This is a genomic window from Streptomyces sp. NPDC031554 (assembly GCF_055580685.1).
This window is the reverse complement of the sequence record NZ_JBVIKX010000005.1, coordinates 406,835-427,437: the sequence shown is the minus strand read 5'-3', so window position 1 is coordinate 427,437 and position 20,603 is coordinate 406,835. Positions and strand designations below refer to the sequence as shown.

Below are 20,603 nucleotides of genomic sequence, written 5' to 3'. Positions count from 1 at the left end.
ACATCGTAGACGCGCCTGCACGGACACTGCGCGAGGGTCTTCGCCATTGTCATCAGATGCCGCGGCGCCCCGCTTGTGGAGACGGGCCATCGGGGGCATGCGTTCCCCCGATCGGTACGCATATGCCGAGGGACGGCCGAAATCGTACGGCCGTCCCTGGTCAGGCGGCGGGGCGAGATGACGGACCCTCAGAAAAATTCTCGAAAACTCCGCGGCCGGCGGGGCCGGGAAGCGCCACCGGGCAGCCCGGAGCCGCCCGGTTCACTCGTTCCGCCCGGTCCGTCCGGTTCGCTCGATCGGCCCGGTCCGCTCGCCCGGTCCGCCCGCCCGGTTCGCTCGATCGGACCGGCCGCTCCCGGCTCAGGCGCGGCCGGGGAAGAAGATCTTCACCTCGCGCTCGGCGGACTCCTCGGAGTCGGAGGCGTGGATCAGGTTCTCGCGGACGATCACGCCGAAGTCGCCCCGGATGGAGCCGGGCGCGGCGGCGATCGGGTCGGTCGGGCCGGCCAGGGCGCGCACGCCCTCGATGACCCGCTCGCCCTCGACGATCAGGGCGACGACCGGTCCGGAGGCCATGAACTCCACCAGCGGCTCGTAGAAGGGCTTGCCCTTGTGCTCGCCGTAGTGCTGCTCCAGGGTGTCCTGGTCCAGGGTGCGCAGTTCCAGCGCGGTGATCTGCCAGCCGGCCTTGCGCTCGATACGGCTGATGATCTCGCCGGTCAGGCCACGACGGACGGCGTCGGGCTTGAGGAGGACGAGGGTGCGCTGGCTCACGGGGTGACTCCTTCTGCTGCCTGTGTGCGGTGGGACGAGATTACAGGGCGTGTCCGAGCCCCTGTCACACAGCGTCAGCGGTGTCCGAGGGGGAGGCGCCGGCCTGCGCGGCGAACCTCGCCTTCGCCTCGTCGATCTTGCGTCCGTAGTGCACCGACGCCCACCACAGGGCTCCGAAGAGCACCCCGAGGATGAACATCATCGGCACGACGAAGCCGCTGAGGACGAGGGCCACCTGGAGCGCCCAGCCGAGGGCGACGCCCCCGGGCCGGGTGACCACGCCGCACAGCAGCACGCAGAGGAACATGGCGACGCCGCACACCGTCCACACCGTGGACGTGGTGAGGTCGGCGTCCTTCATGGCGACCAGTCCGGCGAAGCCGATGATGAAGAACTCGCCGATCAGGGTGGAGGAACAGAGCGTACGCATGATGGGGGACCTCAGCCCTTCCCCAGGAGCAGCCGGGCTTCCCCGACGGTGATGACGGAACCGGTGACCAGGACGCCGCCGCCGGCGAACTCGCCCTCCTCCTCGGCGAGCGTGATCGCCGCCTCCAGGGCGTCGGGCAGCCGCGGCTCGACCTGGACGCGCTCCTCGCCGAACACCTCGACGGCGATCGCGGCCAGCTCGTCCACGTCCATGGCGCGGTGGCTGGTGTTCCGGGTGACGACGATCTCGGCGAAGATCGGCTCGAAGGCCTCGAGCAGTCCCCGCACGTTCTTGTCGCCGCTGGCCCCGACCACGCCGATGAGCCGGCTGAAGTCGAAGGCCTCGCCGACCGCCTCGGCGGTGGCGCGGGCGCCCGCCGGGTTGTGGGCGGCGTCGAGCACGACGGTCGGGGAGCGCCGGACGACCTCCAGGCGGCCCGGCGCCGACACGGCCGCGAAGGCCTTGCGCACGGTGTCGATGTCCAGTGGCTCGGGCCGCTGGGCACCCACGCCGAAGAACGCCTCGACGGCGGCGAGGGCCACGGCCGCGTTGTGCGCCTGGTAGGGGCCGTGCAGCGGGAGGTACACGTCGGGGTACTCGCCGCCGACGCCGCGCAGGGTGAGCAGTTGCCCGCCGACGGCGACCTGCCGGGCGACGACCCCGAACTCCAGACCCTCGCGGGCCACCGTGGCGTCCACCTCGACGGCCTTCTTCAGCAGGACCTGGGCGGCGTCGACGGGCTGCTGGGCGAGGATCACGGTCGCGCCCTGCTTGACGATCCCGCCCTTCTCCGCGGCGATCGCGGCGGTCGTCGCGCCGAGCCGGTCGGTGTGGTCGAGGTCGATGGGGGTGATGACGGCGACGTCCCCGTCGATCACGTTGGTGGCGTCCCAGGAACCGCCCATGCCCACCTCCACGACGGCCACGTCCACGGGGGCGTCGGCGAAGGCGGCGTACGCCATGCCGGTGAGCACCTCGAAGAAGGACAGCCGGTACTCCTGGGCCGCGTCGACCATCTCCACGTACGGCTTGATGTCGTGGTAGGTCTCGATGAACCGCTCGGCGGAGACGGGGGCGCCGTCCAGGCTGACGCGCTCGGTGATCGACTGCACGTGCGGGGAGGTGTACCGACCGGTGCGCAGGTCGAAGGCGCCGAGGAGCGCCTCGATCATGCGGGCGGTGGAGGTCTTGCCGTTCGTCCCCGTGATGTGGATGGCGGGGTACGCCCGCTGCGGTTCGCCCAGGACGTCCATCAGGGCGGCGATCCTGGCGACGGACGGCTCCAGCTTGGTCTCGCCCCAGCGGGTGGCCAGCTCCGCCTCGACCTCGCGCAGGGCCTTGTCGACCTCGGGGTCCGCGGGCCGGGCGGGCACGTCGGACCCGGGCGGACCGCCCAGGGTGCGCAGGGTGCGGCTGCCGGCCTCGATCACCGCGAGGTCCGGGTCGCGGTCGGTCTCGGCCGCGATGATCTCCTCGAAGGAGTCGAGGGCATCGGGCTGGTCGTCGTCGTTGCCGTTGGGGGGGAGCTCGCTCACGGGGCCAGTCTACGGACGACCGCCGGCGAAGACGGCCGAAGGCCCCCGGAGCTGTACGTTCCGGGGGCCTTCGACCGGCCTGCGGGGTGCGGGGCGCGGGCGCGCCTACGCCTGCGGCAGCCGCTCCAGCTGGGCCTGGATGCGGGCGATGTCCTCGTCCGCCTTGGCCAGCCGGGCGCGGATCCCGTCGACGACCTTGTCGGGCGCCTTGGCCAGGAACGCCTCGTTGCCGAGCTTGCCCTGGGCCTGGGCCTTCTCCTTCTCGGCGGCGGCCAGGTCCTTCGCCAGCCGCTTGCGCTCCGCGGCCACGTCGATCGTGCCGGACAGGTCGAGGGAGACCGTGGCGCCCGAGACCGGCAGGGTCGCCGTCGCCGAGAAGTCCTCGCCCTCCGGCTGGAGCCGCAGCAGCTGGCGGACGGCCGCCTCGTGCGGGGCGAGCGCGGTGCCGCTCAGCTCCAGGCGGGCCGGGACCCGCTGGCCGGGCTGCAGTCCCTGGTCGGCGCGGAAGCGGCGGACCTCGGTGATGACCGACTGGAGGGTGACGATCTCCCGCTCGGCGTCGGCGTCCCGGAAGCCGCTGTCCGTCGGCCAGTCGGCGACGACGACGGACTCGCCGCCGGTCAGCGTCGTCCAGAGGGTCTCCGTGACGAACGGGACGACCGGGTGCAGCAGCCTCAGGGTGACGTCGAGGACCTCGCCGAGGACGCGCTTGCTGACCTCGGCCGGTTCGCCGCCCGCCTGGAACGTCGTCTTGGACAGCTCGACGTACCAGTCGAAGACCTCGTCCCACGCGAAGTGGAAGAGGGCGTCGGAGAGCTTGGCGAACTGGAAGTCGTCGTAGAAGGCGTCCACCTCGGCGACGACGGAGTTGAGGCGGGAGAGGATCCAGCGGTCGGTCGCCGACATCCTGGAGGCGTCCGGCAGCGGGCCCTCGACCGTCGCGCCGTTCATCAGCGCGAAGCGGGTGGCGTTCCAGATCTTGTTGGCGAAGTTGCGGGAGCCCTGGACCCAGTCCTCGCCGATGGGCACGTCGACGCCCGGGTTGGCGCCGCGCGCGAGGGTGAAGCGCAGCGCGTCGGAGCCGTACTTGTCCATCCAGTCCAGCGGGTTGACCGCGTTGCCGAAGGACTTGGACATCTTCTTGCCGAACTGGTCGCGGACCATGCCGTGCAGGGCGATGGTGTGGAACGGCGGGGTGCCGTCCATCGCGTACAGGCCGAACATCATCATCCGGGCGACCCAGAAGAAGAGGATGTCGTAGCCGGTGACCAGGACGGAGTTCGGGTAGAACTTCGCGAGCGACTCCGTCCGCTCGGGCCAGCCGAGCGTGGAGAACGGCCACAGGCCGGAGGAGAACCAGGTGTCGAGGACGTCGGTGTCCTGGTGCCAGCCCTCGCCGGTGGGGGCCTCCTCGTCGGGGCCGACGCAGACGACCTCGCCGTCGGGGCCGTACCAGACGGGGATGCGGTGGCCCCACCACAACTGCCGCGAGATGCACCAGTCGTGGAGGTTGTCGACCCAGTCGAAGTACCGCTTCTCCATCTCCTGCGGGTGGATCGTGACGCGGCCGTCGCGGACGGCGTCGCCGGCGGCCTTCGCCAGCGGGCCGACCTTGACCCACCACTGCATCGACAGGCGGGGCTCGATGGTGGTCTTGCAGCGCGAGCAGTGGCCGACGCTGTGGACGTAGGGCCGCTTCTCGGCGACGATCCGGCCCTCGGCGCGCAGCGCGGCGACGATGGCGGAGCGGGCCTCCAGGCGGTCCAGGCCCTGGAAGGGGCCGTGGGCCGTGATGACGGCGTGCTCGTCCATGACCGTGAGGGACGGCAGGCCGTGGCGCCGGCCGATCTCGAAGTCGTTCGGGTCGTGGGCCGGGGTGACCTTGACGGCGCCCGTGCCGAACTCGGGGTCGACGTGGGTGTCCGCGACGACGGGGATCGAACGCTCGGTGAGCGGCAGCTTGATGAGCTTGCCGACCAGGTGCCGGTAGCGCTCGTCGTCGGGGTGGACGGCGACGGCGGTGTCGCCGAGCATCGTCTCGGCGCGGGTGGTGGCGACGACGATGGTCTCGTCGCCCTCGCCGTACTTCATGGAGACGAGTTCGCCGTCGTCGTCCTGGTACTCGACCTCGATGTCCGAGATGGCGGTCAGACAGCGCGGGCACCAGTTGATGATGCGCTCGGCGCGGTAGATCAGCTCGTCGTCGTAGAGCCGCTTGAAGATGGTCTGGACGGCCTGGGAGAGGCCCTCGTCCATGGTGAAGCGCTCGCGGGACCAGGCGACGCCGTCGCCGAGGCGGCGCATCTGGCCGCTGATCTGGCCGCCGGACTCGCCCTTCCACTGCCAGACGCGCTCGACGAAGGCCTCGCGGCCCAGGTCGTGCCGCGACTTGCCCTCCTTGCCCAGCTCGCGCTCGACGACGTTCTGGGTCGCGATGCCGGCGTGGTCCATGCCGGGCTGCCACAGCGTCTCGAAGCCCTGCATGCGCTTGCGGCGGGTCAGGGCGTCGATGAGCGTGTGCTCGAAGGCGTGGCCGAGGTGCAGGCTGCCCGTGACGTTCGGCGGCGGGATGACGACGGTGAACGGCGGCTTGTCGCTCTTGGCGTCGGCCTCGAAGTAGCCCCGCTCGACCCAGCGCTCGTACAGCGGCGCCTCTACGTCGGCCGGCGCGTACTGGGTCGGCAGTTCGGTCGTGGGCGCTGGGGGCTGCTGCTGAGCGTTGTCGGTCACGGGGCCAGTTTAGGGGTGTCACCGCACCGTCCCGAAACGCGTTTGTTCTGTAACGGTGGGGCCCCCGCCACCGTGACCGCACCGGGATTGAGCCAGGATGTGAAAATCGCATAAGCATCTGGAGGGGAACCCCGTCATGAGCAACAACCAGCCGGGCCCGTACGGCGGGCAGCAGCCTCAGCAGCCCGGCCCGTACGGCCAGCCGGGTCCGTACGGCCAGCCGCCGCAGGCTCCCCAGCCCGGCTACGGCTACCCCCAGCAGCCCCCGCAGGGCACCCCGCCCCAGACGCCGCCGTACGGCCAGCCGCCCCAGCAGCCCGGCCCGTACGGCCAGCAGCCGCCCGCCCCGCCGTACGGCCAGCAGCCCCCCTACGGCCAGCAGCCGCCGTACGGCCAGGCCCCCTACGGCATGCCCCAGCCGCCGGCTCCCGGCGGCGGCGGGAAGAAGACGGGGATCATCATCGGCGCGGTCGCGGTGGTCGCGGCGCTCGGCGTGGGCGCGGCCTTCCTCCTCGGCGGCAACTCGGGCTCGGACGGCCTGGAGGACGACGGCGCGCACAAGCTGACGACGCCGGCGACGGTGCTCGACGAGTACAAGCGGGTCGGCGACGGCAACCAGGTCAGCGACTCCGACAACGCCAAGGACATGGAGAAGAGCGGCGTCAAGGGCGGCACCGCGGTCCTCGGGCAGTGGTCGACCGCCGACCTGAGCGGCTACGACCCCCAGGACCCCTCCACGCTGCCCAGCCAGTCCGAGCTGCTGACCGCCAAGGGCATGACGATGGTGGGCGGTTACGGGAAGATCGCCGACCCGCAGGCGACCCTGGACAAGTTCTTCGCCTCCATCCAGAAGCAGGTCAAGGACAGCTCCACCAGCGACACCGGCACGATGCAGAACGCGGAGCTGGTCGGTGACCCGGAGGAGGTCGAGATCGACGGCGCGGTCGCCAAGTGCCAGTCGACGAAGAGCACCAACGCGCTCACCAAGAAGGAGTCGGTCGACTGGTTCTGCGCGTGGGCCGACTACAGCACGGTCGCCATGGTCTCGCCGGGCGACAACAACGGCACGGGGGTCGGCAAGGACACCGCGGTCGACCTCACCGCGAAGCTGCGGGAGCAGATCCGCGTCAAGGCCTGACGACGCACCCGCTGCACGACGGGAAGGGCCCCGGTCGCTCGACCGGGGCCCTTCCGTACGTCCGTGTCCGCCGGCGTCGTCACGCCGTCTTCTGCTCCCCCGGACCCCGGCCGCCGCGGACGTCCCGCGGGATCAGGGTCGGGTTGACGTTGGAGTGGACGACGTCCGCGGTGATGACCACGCGGGCCACGTCCTTGCGGGACGGGACCTCGTACATCACCGACATCAGGACCTCCTCCATGATGGCGCGCAGACCGCGCGCGCCGGTCTGGCGCAGGATGGCCTGGTCGGCGATGGCCTCCAGGGCCTCACGCTCGAAGTCCAGTTCCACGCCGTCGAGTTCGAAGAGGCGCTGGTACTGCTTCACCAGCGCGTTGCGCGGCTCGACGAGGATCTGGAGCAGGGCCTCGCGGTCCAGGTTGTGGACCGAGGTGATCACGGGGAGGCGGCCGATGAACTCGGGGATCATGCCGAACTTGACCAGGTCCTCGGGCATGACGTCCTCGAACTGGTCCTTGGCCTCCAGCTCCCGCTTCGAGCGGATCGTCGCGCCGAAGCCGATGCCCTTGGCGCCGGCCCGGGACTCGATGATCTTCTCCAGGCCCGAGAAGGCACCGCCCACGATGAACAGGACGTTCGTCGTGTCGATCTGGATGAACTCCTGGTGCGGGTGCTTGCGTCCGCCCTGCGGCGGGACCGAGGCCGTGGTGCCCTCGAGGATCTTCAGCAGGGCCTGCTGGACGCCCTCGCCCGAGACGTCGCGGGTGATCGAGGGGTTCTCGCTCTTGCGCGCGACCTTGTCGATCTCGTCGATGTAGATGATCCCGGTCTCGGCCTTCTTGACGTCGTAGTCCGCGGCCTGGATCAGCTTGAGCAGGATGTTCTCGACGTCCTCGCCCACGTACCCGGCCTCGGTGAGCGCGGTGGCGTCGGCGATCGCGAACGGCACGTTCAGCATGCGCGCCAGGGTCTGCGCGAGGAGGGTCTTGCCGGAGCCCGTGGGGCCCAGCAGGAGGATGTTGGACTTCGCCAGCTCGATGGCGTCCTCACGGCCCTGGCCGCCGCCGTGCTCCCCGGCCTGGACGCGCTTGTAGTGGTTGTACACCGCGACCGACAGGGCCTTCTTGGCCGGCTCCTGGCCCACCACGTAGCCCTCGAGGAACTCGTAGATCTCGCGCGGCTTCGGGAGTTCCTCCCAGCGGACCTCGCTCGTCTCCGCGAGCTCTTCCTCGATGATCTCGTTGCAGAGATCGATGCACTCGTCGCAGATGTACACACCGGGCCCTGCGATGAGCTTCTTGACCTGCTTCTGGCTCTTGCCGCAGAACGAGCACTTGAGCAGATCGCCGCCGTCACCGATGCGTGCCACGGTGTGCTTCCCCTTCGCCTGGGGGACGACCGGACGTCTTCCGAGTCCGGCGTCCCCTGGTGCTGCCTTATGTCGACGGTACCTTGCCGGGCCCCACGTTCGGGCCCCCCTTGGCACGGTTCACTTCCACGTGGACCGTGTCGCACCATGCCAAGGGGCGGCAGACGATACTCCTCCGCCCGCGTCAGCGCAGGTCGGCGTTGTTCATCTTGCGGGTGGAGATGATCTGGTCGATCAGGCCGTACTCCAGCGCGTCCTCGGCCGTGAGGATCTTGTCGCGCTCGATGTCCTCGCGGATCTTCTCGATCGGCGTGGTGGAGTGCTTGGCCAGCATGTCCTCGAGCTGGCCGCGCATCCGCAGGATCTCGTTCGCGGCGATCTCCAGGTCGGAGACCTGGCCGCGGCCGGTCTCGCTGTACGGCTGGTGGATCAGGACGCGGGCGTTCGGCAGCGCCATGCGCTTGCCGGGCGTGCCGGCGGCCAGCAGGATCGCGGCGGCGGAGGCCGCCTGGCCCATGCAGACCGTCTGGACGTCGGGCTTCACGAACTGCATCGTGTCGTAGATCGCGGTCAGCGCCGTGAAGGAGCCGCCGGGGCTGTTGATGTAGACCGAGATGTCCCGGTCGGGGTCCATCGACTCCAGGCACAGCAGCTGCGCCATGACGTCGTTGGCGGAGGCGTCGTCGATCTGCACGCCGAGGAAGATCACCCGCTCCTCGAAGAGCTTCGCGTACGGGTCGTACTCGCGGATGCCCTGGGAGGTGCGCTCGACGAAGCGCGGGATGACGTAGCGGGACTCGGCGCGGGGGCCGGTGTACTCGGCCTCGGTGCGGGCGTAGAGGCCGCTGCCGGGGAAGTCGTTCACGGTGTCTCCTGGAAAGAGGGCTGGGGCGGTGGGTGGAGGGGGCTGGGAGGGGCGCTGACGGCCTCGGGGGCGCCGGGTGTCCGGCGGGGCCCCCGGGGCCGTGACGAGCCCGTACTAGGCCGCCCCGGTACCGCCGCCGCCCGGCATGCCGGCGGCCGTGGGGATGACGTCGTCGATGAGGCCGTACTCCTTGGCCTCGAAGGCGTCGAACCAGCGGTCGCGGTCCGAGTCCCGGGTGATCTGCTCGATGGTCTGGCCCGTGTGCTGGGCCGTGAGCTCGGCCATGCGCCTCTTGGTGTGCAGCAGCCGCTCGGCGTGGATCTTGATGTCCGAGGCCGAGCCCGCCAGGCCGGCGGAGGGCTGGTGGATCAGGATCTCGGCGTTCGGCAGCGCGAAGCGCTTGCCGGGCGTGCCGGCGCTGAGCAGGAACTGGCCCATCGAGGCGGCGAGGCCCATCGCGATGGTCACCACGTCGTTCTTGATGAACTGCATGGTGTCGTAGATCGCCATGCCGGCCGTGATCGAGCCGCCGGGGCTGTTGATGTAGAGGAAGATGTCCTTGTCCGGGTCGGCGGCGAGGAGCAGCAGCTGTGCGGTGATCTTGTTGGCGATGTCGTCGTCGACCGGCTGGCCGAGGAAGATGATCCGCTCGCCGAGCAGCCGGTTGTAGACCTGGTCGCCGAGGCCACCACCGATGGAAGGCTCGCCGGCGGCGGAGGGCATCAGATTCGTCACGTATCCACCTGCTCGTCTTGTCGACGGCGTCCGGGCCGTCTCACGTGTACTGCCGGGGGCAACGGGGACTCCCCTGCCCTCGTATTCATGGACCCTAACGCGCGGGTCCCTTCGGAGAATCCCGGAGAGGTGAGTGTTCGCCGGGGGCGTAGCCGGGGCGCCGGCGGCCGGGGGTGGGGGTCACGCGCGGATCGCGGGCGGATCGTGGACGGGCGCGGGCCGCGGGCCGCCGTCCGCCCGTACGGCGGAGCCGCTCCGCGGCGGGGCCCGGCACCCCCTTGGGGAAGAGGGACGGGCCCCGGGACGAAGTGTCCCGGGGCCCGTCGTGCACGCGTCGGAGGCGGTGCGAGGCTCAGGCCTCGGGCTTGTCCTCGGCGGACTCCGCGGACTCGGCGGTGGCCTCGGCGGCCTCGGCCTCGTCGTCCTCGTCGTCCAGGTCGATGACCTCGCCGTTGGTGTCCTTCACCGTGGCGGACTCGACGACCACGGCCAGGGCCTTGCCGCGGGCGACCTCGCCGACGAGGAGCGGAACCTGACCGCCCTCGACGACCGCCTGCGCGAACTGGTCGGGGGACATGCCGGAGGAGGCGGCGCGGCGCATGAGGTGCTCGGTGAGCTCCTCCTGGTTCACGTTCAGCTTCTCGCGCTTGACCAGCTCGTCGAGAACGAACTGGGTCTTGATGCCCTTGACCGCGGCCTCGCGGGTCTCGGCCTCGAACTCCTCGGCGGTCTTGCCCTGGAGCTCCAGGTACTTGTCGAGGGTCAGACCCATCTGGCCGAGCTGGTGGTGCTCCAGGTTGTGCTTGCGGGTGTTGATCTCGTCCTCGAGCAGCTTCTCGGGGACGGGCACCTCGACGAGCTCCAGGAGCTTCTCCAGGACGCGCTCCTGGGCCTGGGTGGCCTGGTCGAACTGCTTCATGTTCTCGAGGCGCTTGCGGCTGTCCGCCCTCAGCTCCTCGAGGGTGTCGAACTCGGAGGCGAGCTGCGCGAACTCGTCGTCCAGCTCGGGCAGTTCGCGGGCGGCGACCTGGGTGACCTTGACGGTGACCTCGGCCTCCTTGCCGGCCGCGGAGCCGCCCTTGAGCTCGGAGGTGAAGGTGGCCTCGCCACCGGCCTCCAGGCCCTTCACGGCGTCGTCGATGCCCTCGAGGAGCTCGCCCGAGCCGATCGTGTAGGAGACGCCGTCGGCGACGCCGTCCTCCAGGACCTCGCCGTCGACCTTGGCCTCGAGGTCGACCGTGACGACGTCGCCGTCCTCGGCGGCGCGCTCGACCGGGGAGGTCGAGGCGAAGCGCTCGCGGAGCTGCTCGACGGACTTCTCGACGTCCTCGTCGCCGACCTCGACGGCGTCGACCTCGACCTCGATGGAGGAGAAGTCCTCCGGAAGCTCGAGGGCGGGGCGGATGTCGACCTCGGCGGTGAAGTTCAGCGTCTCGCCGTCCTTCAGCTCCGTGATGTCGACCTCGGGCTGGCCGAGGACGTCCAGCTCGGCCCCGTTGACCGCCTCCGTGTAGAACTTCGGAAGCGCGTCGTTGACGGCCTCCTCCAGCACGGCCCCGCGGCCGAACCGCTGGTCGATGATGCGGGCGGGGATCTTGCCCTTGCGGAAGCCCTTCACCGTGACCTGCTGGTTGATCTTCTTGTACGCCGCGTCGAGGCTGTCCTTGAGCTCCTCGAAGGGCACCTCGACAGTGAGCCGAACCCGAGTCGGGTTCAGGGTCTCCACGGCGCTCTTCACGGTTCGGTCTCCTTGTGGCTGACTTCTTGGGTTTCGCCGGAACCTGACAGGTCCGGCGATTCAGCGCCCGGGAGATCTCGAGGCCGGTGGGCCGGGACACACGGGCGCAGTCTGCATAGTAGCCGCAGCAGCTGCGGCCGCCCAAAAGACGATCCCCGGCGCGGCACCCGCACGATCGCGCAGCGTGACGCGCGGATGACGCAGATGGTCGGGGTGGCGGGATTTGAACCCACGGCCTTCCGCTCCCAAAGCGGACGCGCTACCAAGCTGCGCCACACCCCGTCTGGTGCGACACGTAGGGTACATGCCCGCAGGCCGCCGGGCCGCCGCATTCGCGAGGGTCCGGCGGGGCCGGGGCGCGGCGCGCGAGACGGGGTGTGCGGCGAGGGGCGCCGACCCGCTAGGATGCCTGAGGCGCCGCGGTCGTCCGACCTGCGGTCCATGTGTGCGGGCGTAGCTCAATGGTAGAGCCCTAGTCTTCCAAACTAGCTACGCGGGTTCGATTCCCGTCGCCCGCTCTGTACGGCCCGAGGGCCGGTCGGAAGTCACCTTCCGACCGGCCCTCGGCCTTTTCCGTGGCCTTGCCCCGGACCGGACCGGGCCGACAGCGGACCGAGCCGGGGCAGGCCGAACCGGACCGGACCGGACCGGGTCGTCCCCGTACGCGGGCCGGGCCCGGCGTCCCGTCACGGCCCCTCGCACGGGGCGGTCCGGAGGCCGCCGGTCCCTCGCGGAAGCCGCCGGCCCTCTTCCTAGAAGCTGATCGAGTTGATCGTTTCGGCGAGGGAGTTGAGGAAGCGGTTGATCGACGGGGCCATGCCCGTCGAGGCGAGGAAGAAGCCGAAGAGGATCGCGACGACGGCGGGGCCCCCCTTGATCGACCCGCCTCTGATCAGTACGACCAGCACGATCGCCAACAGCAGCACCACTGACAGTGAAATGGCCACAACTGATCACACACCCTCGGTCGGTCCGCACTCCCGGCCCGGGGACGCGACCCGCGCACCCCGCCAGAACCATCGTGCCACCAACACGGCCTCCCTATGCGGCCGCTGACGCATCCTCGGTCACAACCGTGCACCCCCGATCACTTCGCACCGTCCGCGAGAGCATGCCGCAGGGCAATTCACGGGCGCCTCCCGCAGACGAATTCACCACTGGCCCGCAGGTAATTCGAATTGCGGGCACATGATCTTCGACGACACCTCACAACCACCCGTTATGCACCTTTCAGTCGGGATGAATCGTGACATACAAGGCGCCGAAGCGGGGGGTCAGTTGAAAATCGCGAGGAATGAGATCACGAGGACGAGGAACGTTTTACTGACTGCCACGGACAACGCTAGGGTGCCTCAGATGTTCCACGCCGCTTCGCCTCTCGTGTCGAGTCCCAGGTCATCCGCGAACGAGAAAGATCAGCACCGATCGTCCCCGGACAGAGGGTCGAAGCAGCGTGACGCGTTCTTCGACAACGCCAAGTACCTGGCGATCGTGCTGGTCGCCGTCGGTCACTCCTGGGAACCGCTGAAGGGCGACAGCCGCACACTTCAAGCCGCCTACCAGTTCGTGTACGCGTTCCACATGCCGGCGTTCATCATCGTCTCCGGCTACTTCTCGCGCGGTTTCGACGGCAGTCCGGCCCGGCTGAGGCGCCTGGTGACCGGCGTCGTCGTGCCGTACGTCGTCTTCGAGACCGCCTATCCACTGTTCAAGCGGGTCGTCGACCACGACACCGAGACGCCCGTCTCCCTCCTCGACCCGTACTACCTGACCTGGTTCCTGTGCGCGCTGTTCATCTGGCGGCTGACCACCCCGATCTGGAAGACGATCCGCCATCCGCTGCCGGTGGCCCTGGGCCTCGCCTTCCTGGCGTCCGCCACGCCGGGCATCGGCGACGACCTCGACCTCCAGCGCGTCCTGCAGTTCCTGCCCTACTTCGTGCTGGGCCTGTGCCTGCGGCCCGAGCACTTCCGGATGGTGCGCAACCGGCCGGTGCGGATCGCGGCCGTGCCGGTGGCCGCCTTCGCGCTGGCCTTCTCCTGGTGGGCGGTGCCGCGGATGAACGCCGGGTGGCTCTACCACCGCGACTCCGCGCAGGAGCTGGGCGTGCCGTGGTGGGTGGGGCCCGTCATGCAGCTCGCGCTGTTCGGCTGCTCACTGGTGCTGACCGCCTGCTTCTTCTCCTGGGTGCCGGGGCGCACGACGTGGTTCACGACGCTCGGCGCGGGCACGCTCTACGGCTATCTGCTGCACGGCTTCCTGATCAGGGGCGCGGACTACCGCGGTCTGTTCGAGGCCGAGTGGCTGCACCGGCCGCTCGGTGAGATCGCGGTCACCGTGGCTGTCGCCGTCGCCGTCACCCTGCTGTGCACCAAGCCCGTCCGGTGGGTGTTCCGGGGCGTGATGGAGCCGAGGATGGACTGGGCGTTCCGGCGGGACGCCACCGCTCCCGAGCGGGCCCGCGGACCGGAGCGGCGGCCGGCACGGGAGCCCGAGAAGGTCGACGCCTAGGGTCTTCGGGTCCTTCCCTCCGATCGGGCGGGTTCCGGCCGGGTCAGGACGGGTCGGGGGGCCCGGGACGGGTCCGGGTGTCCTCGAGGCCGAGCAGTGCGCGCATGCGGGCGTACTTCTCGGTCAGGCGGGTGCGGGTCGGCCCGTCCAGGACGGCCAGCCGGACCGGGTCGGCGTTGTGCGCCAGGTCGGCCTCCTTCACCAGCAGCGCGCCCGGGGTGGCGAGGATGCGCCGCGCGTACGCCTGCGGCGTCTCCCCCGCCCGCTTGGTGACCGCCCTCACGACGTCCTTCGTGCGGTCGCTCAGGGCGGCCCCGCGCAGCCAGGCCTCGGAGAGGGCGTCGTCCTCGACGGCGTCGTGCAGCCAGGCCGCCGCGATCTGGTCGGGGTCGCCGCCCCGGGACCGTACGCCCTCCGCGACGGCCTGGAGGTGCTCGGCGTAGGGGCGGCCCGCCTTGTCGGTCTGCCCCTCGTGGGCGGCGCGGGCGAGGGCCTCGACCTGGGCGACGGTGAGCATGAGAGCCCTTCTACAGGAGTCCGGCCGCCCGGGTCCACAGGAACTCGCCCGCCCGGGCCGCGGAGGCCCGCCCGCCCGGGTCTACAGCAGCGGGGCCGTCTGGGCCGTGGGGCCCTCGCGGCAGACCAGGAGCAGGGCGCGGTCGTCGTTGACGTCCTTGGCGACGGCCTCGATGAGGTGCCAGGCCGCCCCCTGGAAGCCGCCGGCGACGTAGCGGTCGGCCTCGCCGGTGAGGCGGTCGATGCCCTCGACGATGTCGCGGTCGGAGGTCTCCACCAGGCCGTCGGTGAACAGCATCAGCACGTCGCCGGGGCGCAGCGAGCCCTTCACCGGGTCGAACTGGGCGCCCTCGTAGACGCCGAGCAGCGGGCCCTCCGCGGCCTTCTCCTCCCAGCGGCCGCTGCCGGCGCTGAGCTGGAGGCCCGGCGGGTGGCCCGCGGAGTACAGCTCGTAGTCGCCGGAGTCGAGGTCGAGGACGAGGTGGATGGAGGTGGCGAAGCCCTCGTCCCAGTCCTGGCGGAGGAGGTAGCCGTTGGCCGCCGGGAGGAAGGCGTGCGGGGGCAGGGAGCCGAGCAGGCCGCCGAAGGCGCCGGACAGCAGCAGGGCCCGCGAGCCCGCGTCCATGCCCTTGCCGGAGACGTCCGTGAGGACGACCTCCATGGTGCGGCCGCCGTTGGTGCGGGCCGCGACGACGAAGTCGCCGGAGAACGACTGGCCGCCCGCCGGCCGCAGCGCCATCTCGCGGTGCCAGCCGCGCGGCAGCGTCGGCAGCTTGCTCTGCACCCGGATGCGTTCGCGCAGGTCGAAGAGCATGGTGCCGCCGCGCCGCCAGGGCACGCCGACCCGGCTGCGGAACTGGGCGATGAGCAGGCCGACGAAACCGCAGGCGGCGACGACCAGCACGACGCCCGGCGTGACCCGGGACGGGCCCTCGGTGTACGGGCCGAGCCGCACCGATTCCACGATCAGGGCCGTGGCCGCCGCCGCGTACAGGCCGAGCAGGCTCGCCGGGCGCAGCACGAGGCCGCCGGCGACGATCGGCAGGACCAGGGCGGCCGGTGAGCACCAGACCGGGTCGGCGAGCGTGGTGGCCGCGATCACGGGGACGGTCAGCAGCAGACCGGCCAGCGCGATCCAGTCCGAGCCGTCGCCGCGGAAGTAGTCCACGGCGCTTCTGCGCAGCCCGGTGCGGACCCGGTGCACCAGGTGCTTCAACCGGGCCGTCAACGTCTCGGCTTCCGAGCGCCGCTGTCGTCCTGCCGCCATTAGTCCGGGACCCTATCCATCCAACCCACCGCTTGGCACGGGAGGTCCCACTTGTCCCCCGTCCGAGGCTCGACTTCACAGTGAACGCCAAGGAAAGCGCTCGCGCCGCCAAGAGGGAGAAATCCCCTGGCTCGTCCCGCATTGCGCTGGTAGGCATGATTCCATGACGACTGAGGCGACGGGCCGCACGGGCCTCCCCGCGGCCGACCTGCGGCCCTTGCGGCGGGACGACTGGGACACGTGGTACGACACCCTGCTGCGCGCCTTCGGCGGGGTCGACGAACCGGCCGAGGAACGCGAGCTGTGGCGCGGCCTCACACCGTACGAGCGGTCCTTCGGTGCCTGGGACGGGGACGAACTCGTGGGCACGGCCGGGGCGTTCGACTTCCGGCTGACGGTACCCGGCGGGGCCTCGGTGCCGGCGGCCGGGGTGACGATGGTCGGTGTGGCCGCGACGCACCGCCGGCGCGGGGTGCTGACCTCGATGATGCGGCGGCAACTGGACGACATCCGTACGTGGGGGCGGCCGCTGGCCGTCCTCACCGCCTCCGAACCCGCCATCTACGGGCGGTTCGGGTACGGCGCCGCCACCTTCTCGCTGCACGCCGAGATCGACACCGGCCGGGTGCGGCTGTCCGTCCCGGCCGGTACCGATGACGTACGGCTGCGGTACGCCGACAGCGGTGCCGCCCTGGACGTGTGCGAGGCGGTGTACGCGCGGACCGTGCCCCTGCGGGCCGGGATGCTGGCGCGGCGGCCCGGCTGGGAGCGGCTCGGGGTGCTCGACCCGGAGAGCGGGCGGGGCGGGGCGTCGCCGTTGCAGTGCGTGCTGGCCGAGCGGGACGGGGAGGTCAGCGGGTACGTCCGATTCCGGGTGAAACCGCGGTGGACGGAGTCCGGGCACGACGGGGAGGTGCTGCTCGCGGACCTGGCCGCGGTGGACGCGGTGTCGGAGGCGGCGCTGTGGCGTTTCCTGTTCGGGATCGACCTCACGTCCTCGCTGAAGGTGCGGGGGCGGCCGGTGGACGAGGCCTGGCAGCATCTCGTCTCCGACATCCGGCGGTGCGAACTGCGGGTGCGGGACTCCTTGTACGTGCGGCTGGTGGACGTCGGGGCCGCGCTGGAGGCGCGGACCTACCAGGCGCCGGTCGACGTGGTGCTGGAGGTGGAGGACACCTTCTGCCCCTGGAACGCCGGGCGTTGGCGGCTGACCGGGAACACGAAGGGGGCCGACTGCTCCCGTACGACGGACGCGGCGGATCTCTCCTTGTCCGTACGGGAGTTGGGGGCGGCGTATCTCGGCGGCGTCTCCCTCGGCTCGCTGGCGCGGGCCGGGCTGGTGCGGGAGACGCGGGCCGGTGCGCTGGCGGAGGCCTCGGTGGGGTTCGGGACGGCCGGCGGGGCCCCCTGGCTGCCGCACGGCTTCTAGTGCCGTGGCAGGCGGCGTTCGCCCGTGAAGGAGCGGCGTCCGGTGCGTGCTCTCGGCGTGCCGGCCGGAGTCCCTCGTACGGGACGCACCCGGGTCTTCGGCCGGTGCGGCGAGCGTGCGTGCCGGGCGTCGCGACGGGGCGGACGTCGCCTGTCGCGGCGCCGGCCGGACGGGTTCCGGAGGCGGTCGCCCTGTCGGGGCCGCGGGGCGTCCGGCCGGGGGTGGGGTGCCTTGTCGGAGCCGCGGGACGCCCGGCCGGGGCACGGCTCCTTGTCGGGGCCGCGGGGCAGCCGGTCAGGGCTTCTGGCAGGTGGGGCACCAGAAGAGGTTGCGGGCCGCGAGGGGCGCGGTGCGGACGGTGTCGCCGCAGAGGTGACACGGCTGGTGGGTGCGGCGGTAGACGTACACCTCGCCGCCGTGGTCGTCGACGCGGGGCGGGCGGCCCATCGCCTCCGGGGTGTGCTCCGGGCGGACCGTGTCGATGCGGTTGTCGCGCACGCCCTCGCGCATCAGGGCGGCCAGGTCCGCCCACATCGCCGTCCACTCGGCGGGGGTGATGTCCCTGCCGGGGCGGTAGGGGTCGATGCCGTGGCGGAAGAGGACCTCGGCGCGGTAGACGTTGCCCACGCCCGCGACGACCTTCTGGTCCATGAGGAGGGCGGCGATCGTCGTACGGCTGCGGGAGACGCGGCGGTACGCCCGCTCCGGGTCGGCGTCCGCGCGCAGGGGGTCCGGGCCCAGGCGGTCGTGCACCGCCCGCTTCTCGGCGTCCGTGATCAGGGCGCAGGTGGTGGGGCCGCGCAGGTCCGCGTGGCCGGTGGGGCCGGCGAGGCGGAGGCGGACGGTGTCCGCGGGCGGGGGCGGGGACGCGCCCGGGGCCGTGTCGCCGAAGGCGACCTTGCCGAAGAGGCCCAGGTGGATGTGGACCCAGTGGTCCCCGGCGAAGCCCAGGAAGAGGTGCTTGCCGTGGGCCTCGGTGCCGGTGAGCTCCGTGCCGTCGAGCAGGGCCGCGGCGTCGGAGAACTTGCCCTGGGGGCTGGTCACCCGGGGCGCGCTCCCGGCGAAGCGGGCGTAGTCCTGTGCCAGGCGGTGGATGGTGTGCCCTTCCGGCACGGTGGGGTCCTCTCGGTCGTTCCCTCGTCGCCCGCCCGTCCGGCCCGGCCGGACGGGGGTGGGGATCGGCCCGCGGGCTCCGGCCCGGACCTCGCGGGAGCTTCGGCCCGCGCCCCGGCGACGGCGGACCCGGCCGCCGCGGGCCGTCGTGCGTGCTCAGGCCTGGGGGTGGTGGGCCGGGATCGGGGGCAGTTCCGACGTCGTCTCGTAGGCCGCGAGCATGTCGATGCGGCGGATATGGCGCTCGTCACCCGAGAAGGGGGTGGCCAGGAAGGTCTCGACGAACTTCGTCGCCTCGTCCTGCGTGTGCATGCGGGCGCCCACCGCGACGACGTTGGCGTCGTTGTGCTGACGGCCGAGGGAGGCCGTCTCCTCGCTCCACGCGAGGGCGGCCCGGACGCCCTTCACCTTGTTCGCGGCGATCTGCTCGCCGTTGCCGGAGCCGCCGATGACGATGCCGAGGGCGTCGGGGTCGGCGGCGGTCCGCTCGGCCGCGCGCAGGCAGAAGGGCGGGTAGTCGTCCTGGGCGTCGTAGATGTGCGGGCCGCAGTCGACCGGGTCGTGACCCGCCTCCTTCAGCCATTCGACGAGGTGGTTCTTGAGTTCGAAGCCGGCATGGTCCGAGCCGAGATACACGCGCATGGCACGAGTGTGACACGGGCGCCGGGGGGTAGCAGCGCCGGGTGTCGCGCCGGAAAAGTGTGAGCAACGCAATAGAACCTCAGGGAAACCTCAAGTAACGATACGGAATCAAAGGTTCCTGAATTCATTCACCTCGGTTTCACTGGACCGGCTCGTACGCCACCCGTACGGCCCGTACACCGCTCGTACGGGAGATCCCCTCACGCGGCGCAAAGGAAATCCGTCCCATGACTTCGCAGCCGACCCTGACGAAGACCGGAAACGGTCCCGGAGACCCCGAGGAACCCCGCTCCGGTCTCCAGGCGGGCCTCAAGAACCGTCACCTCTCGATGATCGCCATCGGCGGGGTCATCGGGGCCGGACTGTTCGTCGGATCAAGCTCCGGCATCGCCACCACCGGACCCGGCATCCTCCTCTCCTACGCCCTCGTCGGCACGCTCGTGGTGCTGGTGATGCGGATGCTGGGCGAGATGTCCGCGGCCAACCCGACCTCGGGCTCCTTCTCCGCGCACGCCGACCGCGCGCTCGGCCCCTGGGCCGGTTTCTCCATCGGCTGGCTGTACTGGTTCTTCTGGGTCGTCGTACTGGCCGTCGAGGCGACCGCCGGTGCGGCGATCCTCGAGTCGTGGATCCCCGCCGTCCCGCAGTGGGGGTGGGCGCTCGTCGTGATGGTGGTGCTGACCGCCACCAACCTCGTCTCCGTCGGCTCCTACGGCGAGTTCGAGTTCTGGTTCGCCGGGATCAAGGTCGTCGCCATCGGCGCCTTCATCGTCGTCGGCGGGCTCGCCGTGTTCGGCGTGCTGCCCGGCGTCGACGCCGACAAGGCGGGTGTGGGCAACCTCGTCGACCACGGCGGCTTCCTCCCCCACGGTCCCGGCGCCATCCTCACCGGCGTCCTGCTCGTCGTCTTCTCCTTCATGGGCAGCGAGATCGCGACGCTGGCGGCCGGCGAGTCGGAGAACCCGCAGCGGGCGGTCACGAAGTCCACCAACAGCATCATCTGGCGCATCGCCGTCTTCTACCTCGGGTCGATCTTCGTCGTGATCACCCTGCTGCCGTGGAACGACCCCTCCATCAAGGAGAAGGGCTCCTACGTCGCCGCCCTCGACTCGCTCGGCATCGCGCACGCCGGTCAGATCATGAACTTCATCGTGCTGACCTCGGTGCTGTCCTGTCTGAACTCCGGCCTCTACACGGCCTCCCGCATGGCCTTCTCGCTCGGTGAGCGCGGGGACGCGCCGAAGGCGTTCGCGCGCACCACCTCGCGCGGTGTGCCGATGGCCGCGATCATCGCCTCCGTGGTGTTCGGGTTCGTCGCCGTCTTCTTCAACTACAAGTTCCCGGACTCCGTCTTCCTCTTCCTCGTCAACTCCAGCGGTGCGGTCGCCCTGTTCGTGTGGCTGGTGATCTGCTTCTCGCAGCTGCGGATGCGGAAGATCATCCAGGCCGAGGCGCCGGAGAAGCTGGTCGTCCGGATGTGGCTGTACCCCTACCTGACCTGGGCCACGGCCGCGCTCATCGTGTTCGTCCTCGGCTACATGCTGACCGACACCGAGCACGACGGCCGGGAGACCGTGCTGCTGTCGCTGCTCGTCGCCGCGGTCGTCGTCGCCGTCTCCTTCCTCAAGCAGCGGCTGAAGACGCGGGACGCAGGACGGGACGGGACGCAGGCCGAGGTGTAGTTCCGGCCCGGCCGGACGCCGCCCCCTCGGGCGGTCCGCGGTCCGCACCGGTGGAGGGGCCCGTGACCACGGGCCCCTCCACCGTGCTCCCGGTCCCCGGTCCCCGTCTTCTCCGTGCCCCCGCCTTCT

Annotated in this window: 17 protein-coding genes and 2 tRNA genes; 5 read left to right on the top strand and 14 right to left on the bottom strand. The window is 70.9% G+C overall.

Annotated features, from left to right (window positions below; all coding sequences use genetic code 11):
* Positions 1-360: 360 nt before the first annotated feature.
* The 4 genes from ndk to ACZ5FU_RS16640 form a co-directional block, all read right to left on the bottom strand.
* Positions 361-774: a nucleoside-diphosphate kinase gene (gene ndk / locus ACZ5FU_RS16655; RefSeq protein WP_059205347.1), complete on the bottom strand. Its 414-nt coding sequence runs from the start codon at positions 772-774 to the stop codon at positions 361-363.
* 64 nt (positions 775-838) lie between these two features.
* Positions 839-1,204, bottom strand: coding sequence for a DUF4233 domain-containing protein (locus ACZ5FU_RS16650; RefSeq protein ID WP_451526738.1), 366 nt, complete (start codon positions 1,202-1,204; stop codon positions 839-841).
* An 11-nt stretch (positions 1,205-1,215) separates the two neighbouring features.
* On the bottom strand, positions 1,216-2,739 hold the full coding sequence (gene folC / locus ACZ5FU_RS16645; protein WP_451526737.1) for a bifunctional tetrahydrofolate synthase/dihydrofolate synthase: 1,524 nt from the start codon (positions 2,737-2,739) through the stop codon (positions 1,216-1,218).
* A gap of 105 nt (positions 2,740-2,844) precedes the next feature.
* Positions 2,845-5,469: a valine--tRNA ligase gene (locus ACZ5FU_RS16640; protein WP_468836180.1), complete on the bottom strand. Its 2,625-nt coding sequence runs from the start codon at positions 5,467-5,469 to the stop codon at positions 2,845-2,847.
* A 136-nt stretch (positions 5,470-5,605) separates the two neighbouring features.
* On the opposite strand from ACZ5FU_RS16640, the gene ACZ5FU_RS16635 reads away from it, so the two are divergent.
* Entirely contained in the window at positions 5,606-6,607 is a 1,002-nt protein-coding gene (locus tag ACZ5FU_RS16635) for a hypothetical protein (protein WP_451526735.1), read from the top strand.
* A gap of 79 nt (positions 6,608-6,686) precedes the next feature.
* Here ACZ5FU_RS16635 and clpX read toward each other — a convergent pair whose 3' ends face one another.
* From clpX to ACZ5FU_RS16610, 5 genes are all read right to left on the bottom strand, one after another.
* Entirely contained in the window at positions 6,687-7,976 is a 1,290-nt protein-coding gene (clpX, locus tag ACZ5FU_RS16630) for an ATP-dependent Clp protease ATP-binding subunit ClpX (protein ID WP_451526734.1), read from the bottom strand.
* A gap of 184 nt (positions 7,977-8,160) precedes the next feature.
* Positions 8,161-8,841 (bottom strand): ATP-dependent Clp protease proteolytic subunit, encoded by a 681-nt coding sequence (locus tag ACZ5FU_RS16625; protein WP_451526733.1) that lies wholly within the window; start codon positions 8,839-8,841, stop codon positions 8,161-8,163.
* Positions 8,842-8,955: 114 nt separating this feature from the next.
* Complete coding sequence (locus ACZ5FU_RS16620; RefSeq protein ID WP_363088358.1) at positions 8,956-9,564, bottom strand: ATP-dependent Clp protease proteolytic subunit; 609 nt, start codon at positions 9,562-9,564, stop codon at positions 8,956-8,958.
* A 364-nt stretch (positions 9,565-9,928) separates the two neighbouring features.
* Complete coding sequence (gene tig, locus ACZ5FU_RS16615; RefSeq protein WP_451526732.1) at positions 9,929-11,314, bottom strand: trigger factor; 1,386 nt, start codon at positions 11,312-11,314, stop codon at positions 9,929-9,931.
* 205 nt (positions 11,315-11,519) lie between these two features.
* Positions 11,520-11,596, bottom strand: a tRNA-Pro gene (locus ACZ5FU_RS16610).
* A gap of 165 nt (positions 11,597-11,761) precedes the next feature.
* Between ACZ5FU_RS16610 and ACZ5FU_RS16605 the strand changes: the two genes are divergently transcribed.
* Positions 11,762-11,832: transfer RNA gene (locus ACZ5FU_RS16605), tRNA-Gly, on the top strand.
* A 234-nt stretch (positions 11,833-12,066) separates the two neighbouring features.
* Here the strand turns inward: ACZ5FU_RS16605 and ACZ5FU_RS16600 are convergent.
* Complete coding sequence (locus tag ACZ5FU_RS16600) at positions 12,067-12,261, bottom strand: hypothetical protein (protein WP_451526731.1); 195 nt, start codon at positions 12,259-12,261, stop codon at positions 12,067-12,069.
* 409 nt (positions 12,262-12,670) lie between these two features.
* Here ACZ5FU_RS16600 and ACZ5FU_RS16595 point away from each other — a divergent pair, with 409 nt between their 5' ends.
* Positions 12,671-13,825 carry an acyltransferase family protein gene (locus ACZ5FU_RS16595; protein WP_451526730.1) on the top strand — a complete coding sequence of 385 codons (1,155 nt, stop codon included), beginning with the start codon at positions 12,671-12,673 and terminating at the stop codon, positions 13,823-13,825.
* Positions 13,826-13,868: 43 nt separating this feature from the next.
* On the opposite strand, the gene ACZ5FU_RS16590 is transcribed toward ACZ5FU_RS16595, so the two are convergent.
* Together ACZ5FU_RS16590 and ACZ5FU_RS16585 are read right to left on the bottom strand one after the other, a co-directional pair.
* Positions 13,869-14,342 carry an HD domain-containing protein gene (locus ACZ5FU_RS16590; RefSeq protein WP_468836189.1) on the bottom strand — a complete coding sequence of 158 codons (474 nt, stop codon included), beginning with the start codon at positions 14,340-14,342 and terminating at the stop codon, positions 13,869-13,871.
* 81 nt (positions 14,343-14,423) lie between these two features.
* Positions 14,424-15,608, bottom strand: a complete 1,185-nt coding sequence (locus tag ACZ5FU_RS16585; protein ID WP_451526728.1) for a PP2C family protein-serine/threonine phosphatase — start codon at positions 15,606-15,608, stop codon at positions 14,424-14,426.
* A gap of 163 nt (positions 15,609-15,771) precedes the next feature.
* On the opposite strand from ACZ5FU_RS16585, the gene ACZ5FU_RS16580 reads away from it, so the two are divergent.
* On the top strand, positions 15,772-17,037 hold the full coding sequence (locus tag ACZ5FU_RS16580) for a GNAT family N-acetyltransferase (RefSeq protein ID WP_451526727.1): 1,266 nt from the start codon (positions 15,772-15,774) through the stop codon (positions 17,035-17,037).
* Positions 17,038-17,331: 294 nt separating this feature from the next.
* Here ACZ5FU_RS16580 and ACZ5FU_RS16575 read toward each other — a convergent pair whose 3' ends face one another.
* Both ACZ5FU_RS16575 and ACZ5FU_RS16570 read right to left on the bottom strand, forming a co-directional pair.
* On the bottom strand, positions 17,332-18,150 hold the full coding sequence (locus tag ACZ5FU_RS16575; protein WP_469045484.1) for an Fpg/Nei family DNA glycosylase: 819 nt from the start codon (positions 18,148-18,150) through the stop codon (positions 17,332-17,334).
* Positions 18,151-18,306: 156 nt separating this feature from the next.
* On the bottom strand, positions 18,307-18,792 hold the full coding sequence (locus tag ACZ5FU_RS16570; RefSeq protein ID WP_451526725.1) for a ribose-5-phosphate isomerase: 486 nt from the start codon (positions 18,790-18,792) through the stop codon (positions 18,307-18,309).
* Positions 18,793-19,019: 227 nt separating this feature from the next.
* Between ACZ5FU_RS16570 and ACZ5FU_RS16565 the strand changes: the two genes are divergently transcribed.
* Positions 19,020-20,474: an amino acid permease gene (locus tag ACZ5FU_RS16565; protein ID WP_469045483.1), complete on the top strand. Its 1,455-nt coding sequence runs from the start codon at positions 19,020-19,022 to the stop codon at positions 20,472-20,474.
* The last annotated feature ends 129 nt before the right edge of the window (positions 20,475-20,603 follow it).